Here is a 20,042-nt window from a genome sequence, read left to right on the forward strand (position 1 = left end):
GTCTAGCTGCCGGCGACGATCACTTCGGTGCCGCGCGCCTCGAACGCGGCCTTGTCCGCCGCGGAAATGCCGGAGTCGGTGATGAGCCGGGTGAAGTCGTAGCCGTCCATGGTGGCGAACGCCCGGCGGCCCACCTTCGAGGAGTCCGCTATCACGTAGGAGACACTGGCCCGGCTGGCCAGCAGGGCGTTCACGGTGGCCTCCGCCTCGCCGGTGTTGGTGGGCCCGACCTCGGCGTCGACGCCGTTGACCCCGATGAAGGCGATGTCCAGCACCACCTTCTGCATGATGATGTCCGTGTACGGGCCCACGAGTTCATAGGACCGTGTGTTGAGGATGCCGCCGGTCACCATCACCTTGATGTTGGGCCGGACGGCAAGCTGCGAGGCGATGTTGATGGCGTTGGTCACCACCGTGAGGGTGGGCTGGTTCGACGGCGAGTTGAGGTCTTCGCGGGTAGCCAGGATCTGCGCAAGGGCGGTGCTCGTGGTGCCGCCGCACAGCCCGATGACCATGCCCGGGGCGATGAGCGCGGAGGCGGCGAGGGCGATCTCCTGCTTGGCCACGGCGTGGTCGTCCCGGTTGTACCTGCCGGGAAGGTCGTAGGCCAGGGCGCCGGTGGTGGCACCGCCCCGGGTCCGCGTCAGCAGCCGCCGCTTGGCCAGGCTGTCCAGGTCCCGCCGGGCGGTTGCCGGCGAGACACCGAGCCGGGTGACGATCTCCTCAACCTCCACCTGGCCGGCTTCGGCAAGGAGATCGAGGATGGCCGTCAGTCGGTCGGTGCGGGTCATGCGTGGCCTTTCAAATTCACAAACCGTCACGAGAAATGACGTTTTCTGATTGTATCAGACCTCTTGCGATCACTTTCCGTCACGCTTCGTAGGAAATGGTCCCGCCTGACACTACCGTGCCCGCACGCCTGCGCGCCAAACAGCGTGCGTGAGCGGCATGCCGGGCCGGTAGGCGAGGTGCGTGGCGGACGGGGCGTTAAGGACGTGCAGGTCCGCCCGGTGTCCGACGGCGATCGAGCCCACCGCGCGTTCGCCGTCGACGTCGTTCCCGGACTCGCGCTGCAGCGCCAGGGCCCCGCCGTACGTCGCCGCCCGGACGGCCTCATGGACACTCAGGCCCATCTGCAGGACGGCGGTGGTGACGCAGAAGGACATGGAACTCGTGTAGGACGTGCCGGGATTGCAGTTGGACGCCAGCGCCACGGGCACGCCGGCATCCAGCAGCTGCCGTCCGGGGGCCAGCGGCTGCCGCGTGGAGAGATCGCAGGCCGGCAGGCACGTGGCCACCGTTCCGCGCCGGCCCGTTCCCGCGGCGGCATCCCAGCCGGACCAGCTGGCGGCGAGGCTTGCGATGTCCTGCTCCGAAAGATAGTTCACGTGGTCAACGCTCGCCGCGCCGAACTCCACCGCGAGGCCAACACCCGGGCCGTGCCCCAGCTGGTTGCCGTGCACCCGCAGCCCCAGCCCTGCGTCCCGGCAGGCCTGCAGCACGGCGCGGGACTGTTCCTCGGTAAAGGCGCCCCGTTCGCAGAACACGTCGGCCCAGCGGACGTAGGGGCGGGCGGCATCCAGCATGGGACCGCTGGCCAGCCTGGTGTAGTCATCCGCGTCAATCCCGGCCGGCACCAGGTGGGCGCCCAGGTAGGTCACCTCGTCCGCGACCGTGGAAGCAATCCGGGCACTCCTGGCTTCCTGCTCCACGTCCAGGCCGTAGCCGGTTTTGGTCTCCAGGTATGTGGTTCCCTGGGACACGGCTTCGGCAACGCGGCCCTGGGCCAGCCTCGTGAGGTCGTAGTCGCTGGTGTTCCGGGTGGCATTCGTGGTGACGGCGATGCCGCCGGCGCTGTACTCCTCCCCCGCCATCCGCGCCTCGAATTCCGCTGTCCGGTCCCCGGCGAAGATCAGGTGCGTGTGGGCGTCCACCCAGCCGGGCAGCACGGACCGGCCACCGGCGTCCACGGCGTCATCGGCCGCGGGAGCCGAGGATGCCGGGCCGATCCAGGAGATGCGTTCACCGTCGATCACCACTGCCGCGTCCTTGAGGACACGGTGCTCCGCGTCCTGGGTCATCAGTTCGGCAATGTTGGTGATCAGGGTGCTCATGGATCCATTCTTCAGCGCCGGATGGACCAGCGCGTGGCAGCCAGCGCTTCCGCCGTCCGGGATACCGGACCGTTCCCGGCCCCGGGTCCGGCGAGGATCAGGGCGGCGGCCAGTTCCGCGACGCCGGACGAGGTCTGGAACCCGTAGCCGCCCTGGCCGGCGAGCCAGAAGAACCCGCGGGCCTCGGCGTCGAACCCCACCACCGGGACGCCGTCGGCCGCCTCGGTGCGCAGGCCGGTCCAGGCCGTCCGGACGGGACCGATCCCCAGCGTCGTCAGGGTGTTGAGCCGGGCGACGAGCCGCTCCACGTCCCCTGGGCGGGGACGTGCGTCCTCGGCAGCGCTGGGGACGTGTTCCGACGGCGAGATCAGCACGTCGCTGCCTTCCCTGCGGAAGTAGAAGGAATCGTCGGCCGCAGCCACCATGGGGCTGCCCTCCGGCAGCGGGTGGCCGACACCGGCAATCGCCGCCGTGCGGCGGTACGGCTGCAGGCCGATCTTCTCGACGCCGCTGAGCACCGCAAGCTCGTCCGCCCAGGCGCCGGCCGCGTTGACCAGCACGCCGGCCGAGAAGCCTTCCTGCCCGGCGCCGATCTCCCAGCCGGACCCGAGCCGCTGGGCCGAGTGGACGCGGGCGCCGGTGATGATGTCCACGCCGGCAGCTTCGGCGCGCGCCCGGTGCCTTTCCAGGAGCTCCGGGGCGTCGCACCCGAAGGAGCCGGTGTCCAGGCCGGCGGCGGAGAAGGCCTCCGGCTTCAGGGCCGGGCACAGGCCGAGCGCTTCCTCGTGGTTGATCAGGCGCATCTCGCCGCTGGCCTCGGCCCGCACCGTTTCTTCGTCCCCGATGAGCAGGAAGCTCCGCGGCGAAAGCACGGGCCGGGTCCGTCCGGCGTCGTCCGCCGTGATCAGCTCAAGCGTGCGCACGGTGAGCTCCCGGACCACCGGCGGACCGTAGCTGGGGATGAGCTGCCGGGCGGAGCGCGAGGACGTGTGGTACGCGAGCTGCTGTTCCGCTTCCACGAGGGCCACGGTGCATTTGCCGGCCAGCGCGGAGGCCAGGGACAGCCCGGCGATCCCGCCGCCCACAATGACTACGTCATAGGTTGATGCCATGGGCCCAATCCTTACAGATGGCAGGAAGCTACGCAGCCACCGCGTCCCGGCTCTTGACGAACGCCTGAACGCACGTTTCGACGTCGTCGGCGCTGTGCGCGGCGGACAGCTGGACCCGGATGCGGGCGGCCCCGCGCGGCACCACGGGGAAGCTGAAGGCCGTCACATAGACCCCGTGCTGGAGCATCTGGTCTGCCACCTTTGCCGCCAGGACGGCGTCGCCGAACATGACCGGCACGATGGCGTGCTCGCCGTCGAGCAGCTCAAACCCTTCCTCCGTCATCCGGCGGCGGAAAAGCTCCGCGTTCCGGAACAGCGTGGCACGCAGCTCCCCGGAGCCCTGCACGAGTTCGAGGGCCTTGATGGTGGCCGCCACGATGGCCGGTGCGAGGGAGTTGGAGAAGAGGTAGGGGCGCGCCTTCTGCCGGAGCATCGCCACCACTTCGCCGCGGCCGGACACGTAGCCGCCTGAGGCGCCGCCCAGCGCCTTGCCGAACGTGCCGGTGTAGATGTCCACGCGGTCGGAGACGCCGGCGTGCTCGGGCGTTCCGGCTCCAGTGGCGCCCATGAACCCGACGGCGTGGGAATCGTCCACCATCACCAGGGCGTCGTGCTTTTCGGCGAGGTCGCAGATGGCCTCCAGCGGGGCCAGGTAGCCGTCCATGGAGAAGACGCCGTCGGTGACGATGATCTTCCGCCGGGCGGCCTTCGCCTCCACCAGCTTCGCCTCCAGGTCAGCCATGTCCTGGTTGGCGTACCGGAACCGCTGCGCCTTGCAGAGCCGGATGCCGTCGATGATCGAGGCGTGGTTCAGAGCGTCCGAAATGATGGCGTCCTCGGGGCCGAAGAGCGATTCGAAAACACCGCCGTTGGCGTCGAAGCAGCTGGAGAACAGGATGGTGTCCTCCGTGCCCAGGAACTTTGAGACCGCGGCTTCGAGCTCGAGGTGGAGGTCCTGGGTGCCGCAGATGAACCGCACGCTGGCCATGCCGAAGCCGCGCTCATCCATGGCGGACTTGGCCGCCGCGATGATGTCGGGGTGGTCGGCCAGGCCCAGGTAGTTGTTGGCGCAGAAGTTCAGGACGGGCGAGCCGGCCTCGCCGATCTGCCCGGCGGTGATGTGGCTGGCCTGGGCGGAGTCGATGTGCCGCTCGGTCTTGTAGAGGCCTGCGGTGCGGATTTCGTCCAGCTCGGCGCGGAGCTGGTTCTTGATGGCTGAGTACATGGCGGGTTCTCCTCGGCTGGGAAACTGTTCGAAACTGTGGATGGGGCCGGATGTTCCGGCCAGGCTGTTGCGGGTCAGATTTCCGACCAGTCGAGCACCACTTTGCCGCCGACGCCAGCCTTTGCGATTTCAAAGCCCTTTTCCCATTGGGCTGCAGGCAGCACGTCGGTGACAACGGCGGAGATGCTGGCGTGCAGCGCAGGGTTGGAGGACAGCATGGCGCTCATGGCGTACCAGGTCTCGTACATCTCGCGGCCGTAGATGCCCTTCAGGGTCAGCATGTGCGTGACCACCTTGCCCCAGTCGATGTCGATGGACTGGCTGGGCAGGCCCAGCATGGCGATCCGCCCGCCGTGGTTCATGTTGTCGATCATCTCCGGCAGGGCCGTGGGATGGCCGGACATCTCGAGTCCGATGTCGAAGCCCTCGCGCATGCCGAGCTCCCGCTGCGCTTCCCGCACCCGCGTCCTGGAGACGTCAATGGCGAGGTCGACGCCGAGCTGCCGGGCAAGCTCCAGCCGGGGCGCAGAGACGTCGGTGATAGCGATCTTGCGGGCACCCGCGTGGCGGGCAACGGCGATGGCCATCAGGCCGATCGGCCCGGCGCCGGTGATCAGCACGTCCTCGCCCACCAGCGGGAAACTCAGCGCCGTGTGCACGGCGTTGCCGAAGGGATCGAAGATGGCGCCGAGCTCCGGCGTGACGGACGGGTCCTGGTGCACCCAGACGTTCGTCTCGGGAATGACCACGAATTCGGCGAACGCGCCGTCGCGCTGCACGCCGACGCTGACGGTGTGGATGCACATCTGCCGGCGGCCGGCGCGGCAGTTGCGGCAGATGCCGCAGACAATGTGGCCTTCGCCGGAGACGCGGTCGCCCACTTTGACGTAGCGCACGTCCTCGCCGGTGGCCACCACCTCGCCGTAGAACTCGTGGCCGGCGATCAGCGGGGCCTCGATGATGCCCTGCGCCCAGGCGTCCCAGGACTGGATGTGCAGGTCCGTGCCGCAGATGCCGGTGGTGAGCACGCGGATCTTGACCTCGCCGGGTCCGGCCTCGGGTTCCGGGCGGTCCGTCAGTTCGAATCCGGCGTGTGCGCCGGACTTGTAGAGGGCCTTCATTGGCTTCCTTACGTTCGGCATGCGGTGGCATGCGGGGAATCTCCCTTCATTAGAGCCACCATCGACCCGTTAGCACAAGGGGATTTTTCTCAATCGACGATTAAGGAATTGCTAAGGAATAGGATGGAGCGCATGGAGATCCACCAGCTCGAAATGCTGCGGGAGCTTGGCGCGCTGGGAAGCGTGAAGGCCGTCGCCGACACCCTGCTCGTCACGCCCTCGGCCGTGTCCCAGCAGCTGGCCCAGCTGCAGAAAAGCGTTGAGGTGCCGCTGACCCGGAAGGAGGGCCGGAACCTGGTCCTCACAGAGGCCGGACAGGTGCTCGCGGACGCTGGTGCCGCCGTCGTCAGCGCCATGGCCGACGCGCGGATGGCGATCGGCGCGTACCACGGTTCCACGGTTGCGCCGGTGACGGTGAGCGGCTTCCACAGCGCGGGGCAGGCGCTGTTTGCGCCGCTGGCCCGGCTGCTGGACGGGTCGGACAAGCCGAAGGTGCTGCTCTCCGACGAGGACGTGGCGCAGCAGGATTTTCCCGCGCTGACGGCACGGTACGACCTCGTCCTGGCGCACCGGATGGACCACAGCCCCAAGTGGCCGGAGGAAAGGGTGGCGGTGATACCGCTGGCCCATGAACCGCTGGATGTTGCGCTGCCGGCCGGCCACCGCCTGGCCGCCCAGGCGGCCCTGACGGCGTCCGACGTCGTCGGCGAACCGTGGGTGACCAGCCGCGCCGGCTACTCCCCCGCCGACGTGCTGTCCGCCGTCGCCGCGGTGTCCAGCCAGGAGCTGAACATCGTGCACCGGATCAACGACTACTCAACGGTGGCGGCCCTGGTGGCCTCCGGCAGCGTGATCGGCCTGCTGCCGCGGCACACGGCGCGGCCCGTCCTCAATGCGGACATCGTGCTGCGGCCGCTGCAGGGCATCAGCACACGGCGCCGGATCGATATCCTGGCCCGCCCGGAAAACCTGAAGCGCGCGTCGGTGCGGGTGGTGTGCGAGGCGCTGCAGGACATCATGGCCCGGCTCAGCCACAGTTAAGCCCAACTGGGTCGTTAAACCCAGCTGGGTCGCAGTTGTTGTCGTTGTGAGCCCTCAAAACGACATTAACTGCGACCCAGTTGGGTTAAAACCGTTAGACGGTGACGCCGAGCTTCTCCAGGATCAGTTCCTTGACGCGGCCGGCGTCGGCCTGGCCGCGGGTGGCCTTCATGACGCCGCCAACGATGGCGCCGATGGCCTGCAGCTTGCCGGCGCGGATCTTCTCCGCGACGTCGGGCTGCGCGGCCAGGGCGGCGTCGATGGCTTCCAGGAGCGGCCCGTCGTCGGACACTACGGCCAGGCCGCGCTTCTCGACGACCTCGGCGGGGGTGCCCTCGCCGGCGAGCACGCCGTCCAGCACCGCGGAGGCCATCTTGTTGTTGATCTTGCCGGCCTCGACCATCTTGCTCAGCTCAACAATGGTGGCCGGTGTGACACCCAGCTGGCCGGGGTCGACGTCGGCGTTCTTGGCGCGGCCCACGATCTCGCCCATCCACCACTTGCGGGCCACGGAAGCGGTGGCGCCCGCGGCGATGGTCTCCTCGATCTCGTCCAGCACGCCGGCGTTGACGACGTCGCGGAACTCCAGGTCCGAGTAGCCCCAGTCCTGCTTCAGCCGCTTGCGGCGCTCGGCCGGCGGCTCGGGCAGCGTGGCGCGGAGCTCCTCCACCCATTCCCGGGAGGGAACCACGGGAACCAGGTCCGGCTCCGGGAAGTAGCGGTAATCGTCGGCGTCGGACTTTGCCCGGCCCGACGTCGTCGTGCGCGTGTCCTCGTGCCAGTGGCGGGTCTCCTGGATGACCGGCTCGCCGGACTCCAGGACGGCGGCGTGCCGCTGGATCTCGTACCGGACGGCATGTTCGACGGCGCGCAGCGAGTTCACGTTCTTCGTTTCGGAGCGGATGCCGAAGCGTTCGCGGCCGTGCGGGCGCAGCGAAACGTTGGCGTCGCAGCGGACGTTGCCGCGCTCCATCTTGGCATCGGAAACACCGAGGTTCTTCACGATTTCCCGCACGGCGGCCACGTAGGCCTTGGCGAGCTCGGGGGCGCGGGAACCGGCACCCTCGATCGGCTTGGTGACGATCTCCACCAGCGGAACACCGGCACGGTTGTAGTCCACCAGCGAGTACTCCGCGCCCTGGATGCGCCCGGCCGAACCGCCCATGTGGGTCAGCTTGCCGGCGTCCTCCTCCATGTGCGCCCGCTCGATCTCGACGCGGAACACGGTGCCGTCCTCGAGTTCGATGTCCAGGTAGCCGTCATAGGCGATCGGCTCGTCGTACTGGGACGTCTGGAAGTTCTTGGGGGTGTCCGGGTAGAAGTAGTTCTTCCGGGCGAAGCGGCAGGACTCGGCGATCTTGCAGTTCAGCGCCAGGCCGATCTTGATGGAGGACTCCACAGCGGTCCTGTTCACCACCGGCAGGACGCCGGGCATGCCCAGGTCCACCTCGTTGACGTTGGTGTTGGGTTCGTCGCCGAACACGTTGGGCGCGGAGGAGAACATCTTGGTCTTCGTGTTGAGTTCAACGTGGACCTCGAACCCCAGGACGGGGTCGTACTTCTCCATCGCCTCTTCGAAGCTCAGAGTTGCGTCAGACATCAGTGTGAACCTCCGTGGCTCGAAGCAGCGGCAGTTGTGGCGGCGAGGTCGGGCGCCTTGTCCAGCAGCGGACCGCCCCACTTCGCTTCCAGCAGGGATTCCAGGACGGCACCCACGCGGTAGAGCCGGGCGTCCTCGCGGGCCGGAGCCAGCAGCTGGATGCCGACCGGCAGCCCGTCCTCGTCGGCCAGGCCGCCGGGAAGGGACAGGCCGGGGACGCCGGCCATGTTGGCGGGAATGGTGGCGACGTCGTTCAGGTACATGGCCAGGGGGTCGTCCAGCTTCTCGCCCAGCTTGAACGCCGTGGTGGGCGCCGTGGGGGAAATCAGCACGTCGGCCTTGGCGAAGGCGGCCTCGAAGTCGCGCTGGATGAGCGTGCGGACCTTCTGCGCGGAGCCGTAGTAGGCGTCGTAGTAGCCGGCGGACAGCGCGTACGTACCCAGGATGATGCGGCGCTTGACCTCGTCGCCGAACCCGGCGGCGCGGGTGGCACCCATGACGCGCTCGATGGTCAGCGGCGGCTCCTCGGGGAGAACCCGCAGGCCGTACCGGACGCCGTCGAACTTGGCCAGGTTGGAGGAGGCCTCGGACGGCATGATCAGGTAGTAGGCGCCCAGGGCGTACTGGAAGTTGGGGCAGGACACCTCAACGATCTCCGCGCCCGCCTCCTTGAGCAGCTCAAGTGCTTCGTTGAAACGGTTCTCGACGCCGGCCTGGTAGCCCTCGCCGTGGAGTTCCTTGATGATGCCGATCTTCATGCCGTCGACGTTGCCGAGGCGTGCCGCGGCCACGAGGTCGCTCAGCGGGTCCGGCAGGGAGGTGGAGTCGTGCGGGTCGTGGCCGCCGATGACCTGCTGCAGCAGGGCCGAGTCCAGGACGGTGCGGGAGACCGGGCCGATCTGGTCCAGGGAGGACGCCATGGCGATGGCGCCGTAGCGGGACACGCCGCCGTAGGTGGGCTTGACGCCCACCGTTCCGGTGACGGCGCCGGGCTGGCGGATGGATCCGCCGGTGTCGGTGCCCAGGGCCAGCGGGGCTTCGAAGGCGGCGACGGCGGCTGCCGACCCGCCGCCCGAACCGCCGGGGATGCGGTCCAGGTCCCACGGGTTGCGGGTGGGGCCGAAGGCCGAGTGCTCGGTGGAGGAGCCCATGGCGAACTCGTCCAGGTTGGTCTTGCCCAGGATCGGCATTTTCGCGGCGCGCAGCTTCTTGACGACGGTGGCGTCGTACGGGCTGTGCCAGCCTTCGAGGATCCTGGAACCGGCCGTGGTGGGCTGGCCGATGGTGACGATGAGGTCCTTGACGGCGATCGGAACGCCGGCGAGCTCGTGCAGCTCCTCGGCGGCCTGCCCGCCGGCGGCGCGGATGGCGTCCACCTCGGCGGCGACGGCGAGTGCTTCCTCGGTGTTGACGTGCAGGAACGCGTTGACGCCGCGCTCTCCCCCGTCGACGGCGGCGATGCGGTCCAGGTGCGCCTGGGTGACCTCGACGGCGGTTACTTCGCGGGCGGCGAGCTTGGCGGCCAGCTGGGCTGCGGAGAGCCGGATGAGTTCTGTGCTGTTTTCAGTCATGTTCTAGTCCTCATCCAGGATTGCCGGGACCTTGAAGCGGTCTGCGTCCGAGTCCGGAGCGCCGGAGAGTGCCTGCTCCGCGGTGAAGGTATGCCCCACCTCGTCCTCGCGGAACACGTTGCTCAGCGGAATCGGGTGCGAAGTGGCCGGAACGCCGTCCCCTGCGGCCTCGCTCACGGACTTAACGGCGTCCACGATGACGGCAAGTTCGCCGGCCATCCTGTCCAGCTCTTCAGCACTCATCTCAATGTGCGCGAGCCGCGCTAGGTGCGCGACGTCGTCACGGTTGATCGCAGCCATGGATCTCCCTGCAAGTTCGGAATGGGTTTCCGAACTAGTCTACGTGGATTGTTGTTGCCTCCCCGCACTCGCTCGCGCGATTGTGGTCGCCTTCCGGCCACAGGCCGGACATCCTCCGCGTGCTGCTCGTTCGCCCCACCGTCCCCCTCCCCTCGCAAGCTCGGGCAGGGAACCCAGACGGCGTGGGCCCACGCTTTGACGCACGCTTCCGGATGCCCGTCCCGTTGCCGATGTGCCCCTTTTCACCCTTTGCTGTGGACACAAGACAACAACAGGAAAGCAGAGTGCGGGCTTCCAGTCCGCACTCTGCTTTCCTTTTGTTTATTTGTCCGGGCCTTCGGGTGGCGAGTCCTTAGTGGATGCCGATGGCTCCGGTCAGGATTCCTGCTCCGAGCATGACCAGGGCTACTACTGCGCTGCGCCAGAGGACCTTTTTGTGGTGGTCGCCCAGGTCCACCTTGGCCAGCGAGACCAGGAGCAGGATGGCCGGAACCAGCGGGCTCTGCATGTGGAACGGCTGGCCGGTGATGGAGGCCCGGGCCATCTCGGCGGCGCTGATGCCGTAGTGTGCAGCGGTCTCGCTCAGGACGGGCAGCACGCCGAAGTAGAAGGCGTCGTTGCTCATGAAGAACGTCATGGGGATGCTGAGCAGGCCGGTGATGACGGCCATGAACGGACCCATGCTGGACGGGATGATCTGCACCAGCCAGGCAGACATGGCCTCAACCATGCCCGTGCCCTTCAGGACTCCGGTGAGGACTGCGGCGGCCATGACCATGCTGACGACGGCGACGATCGACGGCGCGTGGGCAATGAGCTGCGCGCCCTGGTCCTTGACGTGCGGGAAGTTCACCAGCAGGGCGATGGCGGAGCCCACCATGAAGACGTACGGCAGGGGCACGAGGTCGGCCACGAGCATGCCCATGACGGCGACGGTGAGGGCCAGGTTGAACCACTGCAGCTTGGGGCGCAGGGTCTTGCGGTTGGGGTCCAGTGCGGTGTCCGCCATGGCGGTGTCGCTGTCGTCCACCAGGGTTTCGGTGCGTTCCAGGACGGCAACCGGGGAACCGCCGACGGCGGGCCCGCCCGTTGCGGGAACAGGTGCGGAACCGCGGCCCGAACCACCGCGGCCACCGCGGCCGGTGGAACCGGCGCCGCCGCCGGCGGCAGCTCCGCCGTCGAACCCTTCAGCTGTCTCCGGCGTCCCCCAGATCTCCGGCTGGGTGGCACGGAGGCGGTTGCGTTCCTGCAGGCCGAGGACCCAGGCGAAGACCAGGACCACGGCGAGGCCGGCGACCAGGGACGGGATCATGGGAACGAAGACCTCGTTGACGTCGATCTTCAGGGCGCTGGCGGCGCGGGCGGTGGGGCCGCCCCACGGCACGATGTTCATGGTGCCGTTGGCCAGGCCGGCCACACACGTGAGGACCACGGGGCTCATCTTCAGGCGGAGGTAGATCGGCAGCATGGCTGCGGTGGTGAGGATGAAGGTGGTGGAGCCGTCGCCGTCGAGGGATACTGCAGCGGCCAGCAGCGCGGTGCCCAGGACCACCTTGGCGGGGTCATTGCCCAGCTTGCGCAGGATGAACCGGACCAGCGGATCGAACAGCCCGACGTCGATCATCAGGCCGAAGTAGATGATGGCGAACATCAGCAGTGCCGCGGTGGAGGTCATGGACTTCATCGAGTCCATGACCATGTCGCCGATGCCGAGGCCGGCGCCTGCGAACAGACCGAAAACGGTGGGGACGATGATCAGCGCCAGCACCGGCGTCAACTTCTTCGTCATGATCAGCACCATGAAAACCGCGATCATGGCGAATCCAAGTAATACCAGCACAGCCGGCTCCTTTTTAGTGAACAGCACCACCCCGGTGTGATGCGTACTACAGAGGTTAGAGTGGCCCCGATCACGGCAGTGCCTTTGGCTCAATTGATTGGCATACTGCTTATTGGGAGCATTTTGCGCATTCTGCTCAAACGCCCCGCTGCCAGCCCAAACCCGCCCTGCAGCCCGCCAATCCACAAAGGAGTGCCATGATGAGCCCCGCCGGCAGGCTTCCGCTCAGGTTCTCCACCCAGACGCTGCTGCTGCAGCTGGGCGTGGTCCTTCTCGTCGTGCTCCTCAGCGGCGCGGTGCACGCGTGGCTGACCTTCGAACGGCTGGGCCGCGAGGCGGAAAACCAGGCACTCACGCTGGCCCGGACCGTGGCCTCGGACCCCTCGGTCCGCGCCAATGTGCAGGCGATCAGCCGGCAGGCCGGCACTCCCCCGCCCGCGGTACTGAAGGCCGGGCCGCTGATGGCAGTGGCGGAGGGCGCCAGGACCCGCACCGGCGCCCTGTTCGTGGTGATCACCGATGAAACCGGCCTGCGGCTGGCCCATCCCGACGCCGACCGGCTGGGTGAGCGGGTCAGCACGGACCCGTCCGAGGCGCTCGCCGGCCGCGAGGTGACCACCCGGAACACCGGCACGCTGGGCCCGTCGGCCGGAGCCAAGGTCCCCGTGTTCGCGCCGGGCACGGGTTCCGGCGGAGGTTCGGGGTCCGGCTCCCGGACCGTCGTGGGCGAGGTGAGCGTCGGCTACTCCACCGAGTCCATCGGGCAGAGCCTGGCCCGGGACATCGTGCCGATCGTGCTGACCGCGGCCGGTTCTCTGGCGGCGGGCGTCCTGGCCTCGTTCCTGCTCCGGCGCCGGCTGCAGCGGCTCACCCTCGGACTGGAACCGGAGGAAATCGGCGCACTGGTGCACGACCAGGTGGCGGTCCTGGAGGGCGTGGACGAGGGCGTCATCGGCATCTCCGCAGACGGCAGGATCAGCGTGTTCAACGCCGGGGCCCAGCGCCTCCTGGGCCAAACCGACCTGTCCGGCCTGCTCTGGCAGGACGCCCCGGTGCCCGCCCAGCTCAAGGCCCTCACCCTGCCCGACGCCCGGGAGGGCGAGGCCGTGGAACTCGTCGCCGGGGAGCAGGTCCTCGTGGCCAGTGCCCGGAAGGCGCTGCACCGCCGCGAAGACCTGGGCTGGGTGGTCATGCTCCGCGACCGCACCGAACTCCAGCACCTGACCCGGCAGCTCGACGCCGTGGGAACCATGTCCACCGCCCTGCGCGCCCAGCGGCACGAGTTCGCGAACCAGCTGCACACGATTGCCGGCTTCATGAGCATCGGCCAGCACCAGCAGGCACGGAACTACCTCGAGCGGCTCGCTGCCACGGGCCCCCTGAAGTTCCCCGTGGACCAGGCCGAACTGCTCCAGGACCCCTACCTGCAGGCGTTCATCGGCGCGAAGGGCGTGGAGGCCGACGAACGCGGGGTATCGTTGCGGATCGGGCCGGAAACACTGGTGCGCGGCCAGGTGACCGAACCGCAGGACGTCACCACCGTACTCGGCAACCTCATCGACAACGCCGTCAACGCGGCGGTGGCCGGCACCGCCGCCGAGCGCTGGGTGGAGCTTGAGCTGCTCGATGAGGAGGCCGACGGCGGCGGCACCCTGCACGTCGTCGTCGCCGACTCCGGCGACGGACTGCCTGACGGCGGCGATCCGGAGGCGGTGTTCGCCGAGGGATTTACGACGGCGGCCGGCGCTGGTCTGCAGGCGCAGGTCCGTCCCGGGGGCGGCCAGGGCCTGGGCCTCGCGCTGGCGCGGCAGCTGGCTCGGCGGCGGGGCGGCGATGTCACCGTCCTGGAAACGGGGAACACCGGCGGACCGGGCGCGGTGTTCATGGCCACCCTGCCGGGCACCACCACGGCGCGCAAAGACTGATGGACGCGGAAAGCTGATGAACACCGGACGGAAGGACGAGGATGTCTGAGGATTTCAGGGTGCTGATCGTGGATGACGACTTCCACGTCGCCAAGCTCCACGCGACCTACGTGGATTCGGTGGCCGGGTTCCTGGCGCTGCCGCCGGCCGGTTCGGCGTCGCTGGCGCTGCAGTCCATCCACAGCCTGCGCCCGGACCTGGTGCTGCTGGACGTGTACCTGCCGGACGCCTCGGGCCTGGACCTGCTGCACCAGCTGGACGTGGACACGATGATTCTCAGTGCCGCCTCAGATGCGGCGTCACTGCGGTCGGCGTTCCGGCGCGGCGCCCTCGGGTATCTGCTCAAGCCGTTCACGGCAGAGTCGCTGTCGCAGCAGCTGCGCTCCTATGCCCGGTACCGGCGGATCCTTGGCCAGCCCGGCGCCCTGGACCAGGAAACCGTGGAGCGCGCCAAGCGGGCGCTCATTCCGGGTGACGTCTCGACGTCGGCCAAGCCGAGGTCCGCAACCGAGGCGGCGGTGCTGGAGTCGCTGGTTCCCGGCGAGCAGTACTCGGCGGCCGACGTCGCCGCGCGGGTTGGCGTGTCCCGCGCCACCGCCCAGCGGTACCTGTCCTCGCTCGCGGACGACGGCGCCGTCGAAATCCAGCTCCGCTACGGCACCACCGGCCGGCCCGAACACCGCTACGGCCTCCCGGCGCAATAGCCCCCGGACAAGCGCGAACGTACAGTTGTGGCCCCAAAACCGGCGGGTTTTAGGGCCACAACTGTACGTTCGCGCGTGGTGGAGAGGTGCTAGCTGGCGCTCTTCTGGGCGACGAGCTCGATCTCCACGAGCATTTCCGGATCCAGGAACGGCAGCACGTGGACCAGCGACAGCGTGGGGCGGATCTCGCCGAAGACCTCGCCGTGCGCACGGCCGGCGTCCTCCCACTTGCTGATGTCCGTCAGGTACAGCTTCGACTGCACCACGTCGGCCAGCGAGAATCCGGCGTCCGCCAGGACGGTCTCCAGCTTCTGCAGGATGAACCGGGTCTGCTCGTAGAAGTCGCTGCCGACGATGCCGTTCTCGCCGCTGGCCGAGGTGGCGGAGATGTAGAGCGTGTTGTCCACCTGGACCGCACGGGAGTAGCCGAGCTTCTGTTCCCAGACCGAGCCGGTGCCGAATGTCTTGCGCATGCTGCGCCTTTCACTAAAGGGGTTTTAAGTCGGCTCCACTCTAGGCGGGCCGGACGTCCAGCCTGAAAACCAGCAGCTTTATGTCGGTGCCGGGCACGTACCAGTCACGCTCGGGCACCCGGCGGAACCCCGTCTTCCGGTACAGCCCGTGCGCGCTCTCCCAGTCGCCGCCGGTGGTCAGCGCCACGGCACGGATACCGTCCAGGGACCTGGCGTGGGCGATGATCGCCTCCACCATCGCTTTGCCGGCGCCGCTGCGCTGCACGTCCGGGTCCACCACCAGCATGCGGAACTCAAGCTCGTCCTGTAGCGCGATATCGGCATACGGCTCGCCCGCGAGCGCCAGCGTCACCGAACCGACGATCCTGCCGGCGCGCTCCGCGACCCAGATGGTGGCCTGGCCCGCGCGGGTGACCACGTCCTGGATCTGCCTCATGTACGGGTGATCTGCGTCCTCGAAGTAGCCGGCCGCCAGATAGGCGTCCCGGGTGATGCGGGCGATGGCCGCATAGTCGGCGGGGACGGCGGGACGGACGGTGATCTGCGGCTGCACCTGTCAATGGTAGGGCCGGCCGACCGGTGCGCCCCGCGAAACAGCTGTTTCCGTGACTGATCTATCACGTTCACGACGGCGGTCCTGGCGACGTCACGCCGGCCGTCCGGCAGTGCTTCCCGAGCCGCGGCCGGTGTTACGCAGCGAGGCTCCGGAAGGCTCCGAATAACCCGGCGTTGCGGCTTTTTTGCGGCGGATTTCCGGGCGTTTCCGGCGGTTTCGGCATGCGACCCGCGCGCTGGTTCCTGTGGTCAGGGGCGTGTTTAGTGGTGTCCACCCACCCGCACCGCCCACCAAGGAGGATCCCCATGCCGCCGCACTCAGCACGTCCAAAACCGGAACGTCCGAAACGTCCCACCCGCCGCCAGCTGCTGGCCTGGTCCGTTGCCGTTCCCGCCATCGCCGCCCTCACGGCATGCAGCGTCCAGGCAACCGCAGCCGGCGAAGCTGACCCGGAAGCGCTGAAGGCTCCGCTCGCTTCCACAGTCCCGGCCGGCACCGAACTGGTGGTGGGTGACCCGACCACCCAGGTGGCGCTGCAGCTCTCGGGCCAGATCGACAAGTTCACGTTCCCGATCAAGTTCGCCAACCTGTCCGGCGGCCCGCAGACCACCGAGGCGTTCCGCGCCCAGGCGCTCGACGTCGGCTCTGTTGCCGATATCCCGCCGATCCACGCCACGTGGACGGGGCTGGATGTGAAGATCATCGCCAGCCAGTACCGCGCGGATGCGGTCCGGTTCCCGGTCTACGAACTCGGCATTGCCCCCGGGGCGGGCATCAGAAGCCTCGCCGATCTCCGGGGAAAGAAGGTCGCCTACAGCCCCGGACAGGCGCAGGGCGCCCTGGTCCTGCGGATCCTGGAGAAGGCGGGCCTCAAGCAAAGCGACGTCAAGCTCGTGGAGCTGCCGAGCACCGGTGACGTCTACCCCACCGCGCTGGCGGCCAAACAGGTGGACGCAGCGCCCCTGGGCGGCGTCAGCATCAAGCGCTACCTGGCAAAGTACGGCGGCGAAGGGGCCACCACCATCAAGCACGGCCTGCGCGACGATCCCGGACACCTGTATGCGCCGGTCCGGGTGCTGCAGGATCCGGCCAAGGCTGCCGCGCTCCGTGAATACGTACAGCGCTGGGGTGCCGCCCAGCGCTGGATCCAGGACCATCCCAAGGAATGGCGCGACGGGTACTACGTCCGCAACCAGAACCTGAGCGCCGAGGACGGCGACTACCTCATCAAGGCCGCGGGCAGGAAGGACATCCCCACCTCGTGGACCGAGGCGATCGCCCGCCACCAGCAGACCGTCGATCTGCTGGCACGGGAGCAGAAGAAGCCGCAGTTTGACGCCCACAGGCTGTACGACCTCCGCTTCGAGTCGGTCGGCGGCACCGCGTTCGCCAACGATGCCTCCGCCGGGGCCTCGCCGTCCGCCGCCGCAACCGCCGGAGCCCGGCCATGACCGCCGCGGTGCTGGTGCGGAAAAACGCCGGCAGCCAGAATGCCGTCAACACCGGCGCCCCCGACCGCCGCCCGCTGACCCGGCGGCTGGGCCCGGGACCCCGGCGCCGGTTCGCCGCCTTGGCCGGCCCGGCGCTGCTGCTGGCCGCCTGGTTCCTCGCCTCCGGCACCGGCCTGCTTGACCCGCGGATCCTCTCCGAACCCTGGACCGTCGTCGCCACGGCCGGTGAACAGCTTGCGTCCGGGAAACTGCAGGAGCACCTCGGTATCTCCGCCCAGCGTGCGGCCCTTGGACTGTTCTTCGGCATTGTGCTCGGCGTCGTCCTGGCCCTGGCTGCCGGGCTCAGCAGAGTGGGAGAGGCCCTGGTGGACGGGCCGGTGCAGATCAAGAGGGCCATACCCTCGCTCGCGCTGCTGCCGCTGCTCGTGCTCTGGTTCGGCATCGACGAAACGATGAAGGTCCTGACCATCACCCTCGGCGTGTTCGTTCCGATCTACCTGCAGACCCATGCGGGACTGCGCAGCATCGAAACCAAGTATGTGGAGCTGGCCCAGACAGTGCGGCTGAGCCGCCTGGCATTCATCAAAAGAGTGGTGCTCCCCGGCGCCCTGCCGGGCTTCTTCCTCGGTCTCCGGTTCGCTGTCACGGGCGCCTGGGTCTCCCTCGTCGTCGTCGAACAGATCAACTCAACCAGCGGCATCGGCTACATGATGGAGCTCGCCCGCACATACGGCCAGACCAACATCATTGTCCTCGGCCTCGCCGTCTACGGAATCCTTGGGCTCCTCTCCGACGGCGCCGTCCAACTCCTGCAACGAAAGGCACTGTCATGGCAACGAACGATGGCCGGCTGACCCCGGAAACGGCTGCCCCAACCGCCACGGTCAGCGTGCGCGGCCTGGTCCGCGGCTACGGGCCGAAGGGCGTCCTGAACGGCGTGGACCTGGACATCGCCCCAGGCGAGTTTGTGGCTCTGCTGGGTCCCAGCGGCTGCGGCAAGAGCACCCTGCTGCGTGCCCTGGCAGGACTGGACCACGAGGTCAGCGGAAGCGGAACGGTGACCGTTCCCGCCAAAGTCTCCGTCGTCTTCCAGGACTCCAGGCTGCTCCCCTGGGACTCAGTGCTGGGCAACGTCACGCTGGGCTTGCAGGATCACGACGCTGGGGAACGCGGCCGCCGTGCGCTCGCCGAAGTGGGACTCGCCGGACGCGAAAAAGCCTGGCCCCACCAACTCTCCGGCGGCGAACAGCAGCGCGTCGCGCTGGCCCGGTCCCTGGTCCGCGACCCCGAACTGCTGCTGGCGGACGAACCTTTCGGGGCGCTGGACGCCCTGACCCGCCTCAAGATGCACGGCCTCCTCGCGGACCTCGTTGCCGCCCATCAGCCTGCGGTGCTGCTGGTCACCCACGACGTGGACGAGGCCATCGCGCTGGCGGACCGCATCGTGGTGCTGGATCACGGCAAGGTCGCGCTGGAACGGAGGGTCGGCTCGGGAACCAACCGCACGCCGGACGATGCCGGATTCGCCGCCCTGCACGCCGACCTACTGGGAGCCCTGGGCGTCGACCGGCACCGGGCCCAGGCCGCGGCATAGAAGCCCCACCCCAGACACTTTCGGAAAGGACCGAACCATGACCGCACCAGAACCCACCCTCCACCTGAACGCCTTCCTGATGAGCACCGGGCACCACGAAGCGTCCTGGCGGCTGCCGGAAAGCGACCCCCTTGCCGGGACCGATGTCCGGCATTTCCAGAACCTCGCAGCCATCGCGGAACGCGGCAAATTCGATTCCGTGTTCTTCGCCGACTCCCCCGTGATCTTCGGCGACGTGGGCCGGCGGCCGGCCGGACGGCTGGAACCCACAGTGCTCCTGACGGCCCTGGCCGCGGTGACCGAAAAGATCGGCCTCATCGCCACTGCCTCCACGACCTACAACGATCCCTACAACCTGGCGCGGCGTTTCGCCTCGGTCGACGTCGTCAGCGGCGGCCGGGCAGGGTGGAATATCGTGACGACGGCGGGCCCAGAGGCGGCCCGCAACTTCGGCATCGACGACCAGCCGTCCCATGCCGCGCGCTACGAGCGGGCGGCGGAATTCCTCGATGTGGCGGGCAAGCTGTGGGACAGCTGGGACGACGACGCCGTGGTGGCGGACAAGGCTTCCGGGGTCTGGGCCGATCCCGGCCGGGTCAGGCCCATCAACCACGCCGGCAAGCACTTCAGCGTGCAGGGGCCGCTGAACGTTCCGCGTTCCCCGCAGGGCTATCCGCTGCTGGTTCAGGCGGGCTCGTCCGACGACGGCAAGGACCTCGCGGCCCGGTATGCGGAGGCAGTGTTCACGGCCCAGCAGACCCTCGAGGATGCCCAGGCCTTCTACGCGGACCTGAAAGGCCGGGCCGCTGCCGCGGGACGGGATCCGGAGGGAATCAAGATCCTGCCCGGCATCGTCCCGGTGATCGGGTCCACCGAGGCCGAGGCGCGGAAACTGGACCGTCAGCTCGAGGACCTCATCAGGCCGGAGTACGCCCGGGCGCAGCTGGCCAAGACGCTGCGGGTGGATCCGGAAGACCTTGCGCTGGACCGCCAGCTCCCGGCCGATCTTCCCAACGAGGACGAGATCGAGGGCGCCAAGAGCCGCTACACGCTGATTGTGCAGCTGGCCCGCCGCGAGAACCTCACCGTCAGGCAGCTGATCGGCCGGCTGGGCGGCGGCCGCGGTCACCGCACGTTCACCGGAACTCCGGAGCAGGTGGCGGATGCCATTGAACTGTGGTTCCGGAACGGCGCAGCGGACGGTTTCAACATCATGCCGGCAGTGCTGCCGTCCGGGCTGGAGGCGTTCGTCGACCACGTGGTTCCGGTGCTGCGGGCCAGGGGCCTGTTCCGCACCGACTACACGGGGAACACGCTGCGCGAACACTACGGCCTGGCGAGGCCTCTGAACCGCTACTCCGGCGCACTTGCCGGAGCGGGCGCAGCCGCCCTCTGATCTGTTGCCTGACCTGCCG

Annotated in this window: 18 protein-coding genes; 7 read left to right on the top strand and 11 right to left on the bottom strand. The window is 68.5% G+C overall.

Features of this window, described 5'->3' with window-relative positions; translation table 11 throughout:
• Positions 1 to 2 precede the first annotated feature (2 nt).
• From ACFRAH_RS11215 to tdh, 5 genes are all read right to left on the bottom strand, one after another.
• Positions 3 to 791: a DeoR/GlpR family DNA-binding transcription regulator gene (locus ACFRAH_RS11215; protein ID WP_377990953.1), complete on the bottom strand. Its 789-nt coding sequence runs from the start codon at positions 789 to 791 to the stop codon at positions 3 to 5.
• A 111-nt stretch (positions 792 to 902) separates the two neighbouring features.
• Complete coding sequence (locus ACFRAH_RS11220) at positions 903 to 2,114, bottom strand: amidohydrolase family protein (RefSeq protein WP_377990954.1); 1,212 nt, start codon at positions 2,112 to 2,114, stop codon at positions 903 to 905.
• A gap of 11 nt (positions 2,115 to 2,125) precedes the next feature.
• Positions 2,126 to 3,226, bottom strand: coding sequence for an NAD(P)/FAD-dependent oxidoreductase (locus ACFRAH_RS11225; protein ID WP_377990955.1), 1,101 nt, complete (start codon positions 3,224 to 3,226; stop codon positions 2,126 to 2,128).
• A gap of 28 nt (positions 3,227 to 3,254) precedes the next feature.
• Positions 3,255 to 4,451, bottom strand: a complete 1,197-nt coding sequence (locus ACFRAH_RS11230; protein WP_377990956.1) for a glycine C-acetyltransferase — start codon at positions 4,449 to 4,451, stop codon at positions 3,255 to 3,257.
• 74 nt (positions 4,452 to 4,525) lie between these two features.
• Positions 4,526 to 5,572 (bottom strand): L-threonine 3-dehydrogenase, encoded by a 1,047-nt coding sequence (gene tdh / locus ACFRAH_RS11235; protein WP_377990957.1) that lies wholly within the window; start codon positions 5,570 to 5,572, stop codon positions 4,526 to 4,528.
• A gap of 132 nt (positions 5,573 to 5,704) precedes the next feature.
• Between tdh and ACFRAH_RS11240 the strand changes: the two genes are divergently transcribed.
• On the top strand, positions 5,705 to 6,613 hold the full coding sequence (locus ACFRAH_RS11240) for a LysR family transcriptional regulator (RefSeq protein WP_377990958.1): 909 nt from the start codon (positions 5,705 to 5,707) through the stop codon (positions 6,611 to 6,613).
• 94 nt (positions 6,614 to 6,707) lie between these two features.
• On the opposite strand, the gene gatB is transcribed toward ACFRAH_RS11240, so the two are convergent.
• The 4 genes from gatB to ACFRAH_RS11260 all read right to left on the bottom strand — a co-directional run bounded on the left by gatB (position 6,708) and on the right by ACFRAH_RS11260 (position 11,924).
• Positions 6,708 to 8,213: an Asp-tRNA(Asn)/Glu-tRNA(Gln) amidotransferase subunit GatB gene (gene gatB / locus ACFRAH_RS11245; protein WP_377990959.1), complete on the bottom strand. Its 1,506-nt coding sequence runs from the start codon at positions 8,211 to 8,213 to the stop codon at positions 6,708 to 6,710.
• Positions 8,213 to 9,784, bottom strand: a complete 1,572-nt coding sequence (gatA, locus tag ACFRAH_RS11250) for an Asp-tRNA(Asn)/Glu-tRNA(Gln) amidotransferase subunit GatA (protein WP_377990960.1) — start codon at positions 9,782 to 9,784, stop codon at positions 8,213 to 8,215. The genes gatB and gatA overlap by 1 nt, the downstream gene beginning before the upstream one ends.
• A 3-nt stretch (positions 9,785 to 9,787) precedes the next feature.
• Complete coding sequence (gene gatC / locus ACFRAH_RS11255) at positions 9,788 to 10,084, bottom strand: Asp-tRNA(Asn)/Glu-tRNA(Gln) amidotransferase subunit GatC (protein ID WP_003802035.1); 297 nt, start codon at positions 10,082 to 10,084, stop codon at positions 9,788 to 9,790.
• A gap of 352 nt (positions 10,085 to 10,436) precedes the next feature.
• Positions 10,437 to 11,924, bottom strand: coding sequence for a CitMHS family transporter (locus tag ACFRAH_RS11260; RefSeq protein WP_377990961.1), 1,488 nt, complete (start codon positions 11,922 to 11,924; stop codon positions 10,437 to 10,439).
• Between the two features lie 197 nt (positions 11,925 to 12,121).
• Between ACFRAH_RS11260 and ACFRAH_RS11265 the strand changes: the two genes are divergently transcribed.
• Positions 12,122 to 13,849, top strand: coding sequence for an ATP-binding protein (locus tag ACFRAH_RS11265; RefSeq protein WP_377990962.1), 1,728 nt, complete (start codon positions 12,122 to 12,124; stop codon positions 13,847 to 13,849).
• A 41-nt stretch (positions 13,850 to 13,890) separates the two neighbouring features.
• A complete protein-coding gene (locus ACFRAH_RS11270; protein WP_377990963.1) occupies positions 13,891 to 14,553 on the top strand; it encodes a response regulator in 663 nt (220 codons plus the stop codon).
• An 89-nt stretch (positions 14,554 to 14,642) separates the two neighbouring features.
• On the opposite strand, the gene ACFRAH_RS11275 is transcribed toward ACFRAH_RS11270, so the two are convergent.
• Together ACFRAH_RS11275 and ACFRAH_RS11280 are read right to left on the bottom strand one after the other, a co-directional pair.
• Positions 14,643 to 15,026 carry a RidA family protein gene (locus ACFRAH_RS11275; protein WP_377990964.1) on the bottom strand — a complete coding sequence of 128 codons (384 nt, stop codon included), beginning with the start codon at positions 15,024 to 15,026 and terminating at the stop codon, positions 14,643 to 14,645.
• A gap of 40 nt (positions 15,027 to 15,066) precedes the next feature.
• Positions 15,067 to 15,579: a GNAT family N-acetyltransferase gene (locus ACFRAH_RS11280; protein WP_377990965.1), complete on the bottom strand. Its 513-nt coding sequence runs from the start codon at positions 15,577 to 15,579 to the stop codon at positions 15,067 to 15,069.
• Between the two features lie 308 nt (positions 15,580 to 15,887).
• Here ACFRAH_RS11280 and ACFRAH_RS11285 point away from each other — a divergent pair, with 308 nt between their 5' ends.
• Genes ACFRAH_RS11285 through ACFRAH_RS11300 form a run of 4 tightly spaced genes read left to right on the top strand, consistent with a single transcriptional unit; the run spans position 15,888 to position 20,023 of the window.
• Entirely contained in the window at positions 15,888 to 17,033 is a 1,146-nt protein-coding gene (locus ACFRAH_RS11285) for an ABC transporter substrate-binding protein (protein WP_377990966.1), read from the top strand.
• Complete coding sequence (locus ACFRAH_RS11290; protein WP_377990967.1) at positions 17,030 to 17,887, top strand: ABC transporter permease; 858 nt, start codon at positions 17,030 to 17,032, stop codon at positions 17,885 to 17,887. The genes ACFRAH_RS11285 and ACFRAH_RS11290 overlap by 4 nt, the downstream gene beginning before the upstream one ends.
• Complete coding sequence (locus ACFRAH_RS11295; RefSeq protein ID WP_377990968.1) at positions 17,863 to 18,627, top strand: ABC transporter ATP-binding protein; 765 nt, start codon at positions 17,863 to 17,865, stop codon at positions 18,625 to 18,627. Before ACFRAH_RS11290 ends, ACFRAH_RS11295 begins: the two co-directional genes overlap by 25 nt.
• Positions 18,628 to 18,664: 37 nt before the next feature.
• Positions 18,665 to 20,023 carry an LLM class flavin-dependent oxidoreductase gene (locus tag ACFRAH_RS11300; RefSeq protein ID WP_377990969.1) on the top strand — a complete coding sequence of 453 codons (1,359 nt, stop codon included), beginning with the start codon at positions 18,665 to 18,667 and terminating at the stop codon, positions 20,021 to 20,023.
• Positions 20,024 to 20,042: the final 19 nt, after the last annotated feature.

The organism is Arthrobacter sp. NPDC056727 (genome assembly GCF_042790555.1).
Classification (GTDB): Bacteria; Actinomycetota; Actinomycetes; order Actinomycetales; family Micrococcaceae; genus Arthrobacter.

What these genes read in the sequence shown, in the direction of transcription:
- ACFRAH_RS11215 (WP_377990953.1), bottom strand. Translation starts at nt 791, where the DNA reads ATGACCCGCACCGACCGACTGACGGCCATCCTCGATCTCCTTGCCGAA.
- ACFRAH_RS11295 (WP_377990968.1), top strand. Translation starts at nt 17,863, where the DNA reads ATGGCAACGAACGATGGCCGGCTGACCCCGGAAACGGCTGCCCCAACC.
- tdh (WP_377990957.1), bottom strand. Translation starts at nt 5,572, where the DNA reads ATGAAGGCCCTCTACAAGTCCGGCGCACACGCCGGATTCGAACTGACG.
- gatB (WP_377990959.1), bottom strand. Translation starts at nt 8,213, where the DNA reads ATGTCTGACGCAACTCTGAGCTTCGAAGAGGCGATGGAGAAGTACGAC.
- ACFRAH_RS11230 (WP_377990956.1), bottom strand. Translation starts at nt 4,451, where the DNA reads ATGTACTCAGCCATCAAGAACCAGCTCCGCGCCGAGCTGGACGAAATC.
- gatA (WP_377990960.1), bottom strand. Translation starts at nt 9,784, where the DNA reads ATGACTGAAAACAGCACAGAACTCATCCGGCTCTCCGCAGCCCAGCTG.
- ACFRAH_RS11285 (WP_377990966.1), top strand. Translation starts at nt 15,888, where the DNA reads ATGCCGCCGCACTCAGCACGTCCAAAACCGGAACGTCCGAAACGTCCC.
- ACFRAH_RS11240 (WP_377990958.1), top strand. Translation starts at nt 5,705, where the DNA reads ATGGAGATCCACCAGCTCGAAATGCTGCGGGAGCTTGGCGCGCTGGGA.
- ACFRAH_RS11275 (WP_377990964.1), bottom strand. Translation starts at nt 15,026, where the DNA reads ATGCGCAAGACATTCGGCACCGGCTCGGTCTGGGAACAGAAGCTCGGC.
- ACFRAH_RS11225 (WP_377990955.1), bottom strand. Translation starts at nt 3,226, where the DNA reads ATGGCATCAACCTATGACGTAGTCATTGTGGGCGGCGGGATCGCCGGG.
- ACFRAH_RS11270 (WP_377990963.1), top strand. Translation starts at nt 13,891, where the DNA reads ATGTCTGAGGATTTCAGGGTGCTGATCGTGGATGACGACTTCCACGTC.
- ACFRAH_RS11300 (WP_377990969.1), top strand. Translation starts at nt 18,665, where the DNA reads ATGACCGCACCAGAACCCACCCTCCACCTGAACGCCTTCCTGATGAGC.
- ACFRAH_RS11220 (WP_377990954.1), bottom strand. Translation starts at nt 2,114, where the DNA reads ATGAGCACCCTGATCACCAACATTGCCGAACTGATGACCCAGGACGCG.
- gatC (WP_003802035.1), bottom strand. Translation starts at nt 10,084, where the DNA reads ATGGCTGCGATCAACCGTGACGACGTCGCGCACCTAGCGCGGCTCGCG.
- ACFRAH_RS11290 (WP_377990967.1), top strand. Translation starts at nt 17,030, where the DNA reads ATGACCGCCGCGGTGCTGGTGCGGAAAAACGCCGGCAGCCAGAATGCC.
- ACFRAH_RS11265 (WP_377990962.1), top strand. Translation starts at nt 12,122, where the DNA reads ATGATGAGCCCCGCCGGCAGGCTTCCGCTCAGGTTCTCCACCCAGACG.